We start from the raw sequence: 956 nt of genomic DNA, 5'->3' as shown, positions 1-956 counted from the left end.
GAGGGGGCTGGGTGTCGCGGCGGGTGGGGATCCGTGCGTGTCTCACCATGACGTACCCAACGAGCCGGACGCCCGACAGGACACAGGGGGAGCCGGGCTGAGCCCCGTCTGGGCGGCGTGCGGACCGCCCACCGGCGCGGTCGGCGGCGCGCACGCCGCCACACCCCGCGCGGCGTACGCCCTGCCCGCGCCGGTGCGCGGCGCGCGCGCCGCCGCTGTCCCGCCCACCGATCACCGGTCACCGGTCGTCGGTCACCGGTGGTCAGGGCCAGAGGTGGTCAGGGCCAGACGCGGTCAGGGCCAGAGGCGGGTGCGGCTCCACTCCCCCGCGCCGTCGTGCGCGTAGCGGAGGCGGAGGTGGCAGCGGCCGGGGTCGGCCTGCCAGAACTCCACCTCCCGGGCGTGCAGCGTGTAGATGGTGTGCCCGGCGGGCACGTCGTCCGGCGCGGCGCGCAGCCGCTGCCGTGCCGCGTCGGCCGCCTCGTCGTAGGCGGCGTCCGAGATGAGCGGCTCGGACTGGTGGCCGATGTGGACGGAGAGCCGGGCGAAGGGCGAGCGGCTGCGGAACTCCGCTGCCGCCTCTTCGGGAGTGCTGGCGGTGACGGTGCCGCGCGCTCTGATCTGCCGGCCGATCTCGGGCCAGTGCAGGGTCAGCGCCGCGGCGGGGCGGTGTGCGAGCTGGCGGCCCTTGGGGCTGTCGCTGTCGGAGGCGAACAGCCAGGCGGCGCCGTCGTTCTCGACGTCGCGCAGCAGCAGCACCCGTGCGTCGGGGTCTCCGTGTTCGTCGACGGTGGCGAGGTTGGCGGCGTGCGGGGCGGTGACCTGCGCGTCCAGGGCGTCGGTGAGCCAGCGGGTGAGCAGCGCGCCGGGTGCGGGGGGCGGGGCGGTCGGGTCGAACGGCGGGGGCTTGCCGATGGCGGTGGCGCGGGCGAGCAGGGCGGGGACGGGGCTGAGGC

General features: G+C 77.1%; 1 protein-coding gene. It reads right to left on the bottom strand.

Translation table 11 applies throughout. From position 1 onward, the window contains the following. Nucleotides 1-294: 294 nt before the first annotated feature. On the bottom strand, nucleotides 295-956 hold a 662-nt coding region (locus tag E0D90_RS25815), incomplete at its 5' end, for a pyridoxine/pyridoxamine 5'-phosphate oxidase (RefSeq protein ID WP_130800322.1).

The organism is Streptomyces otsuchiensis (assembly GCF_004305975.1).
In the GTDB taxonomy this organism is placed as follows: Bacteria; Actinomycetota; Actinomycetes; order Streptomycetales; family Streptomycetaceae; genus Streptomyces; species Streptomyces otsuchiensis.
The sequence above is the reverse complement of the archived record's forward strand: the minus strand, read 5'-3'. Positions and strand labels throughout refer to the sequence as shown.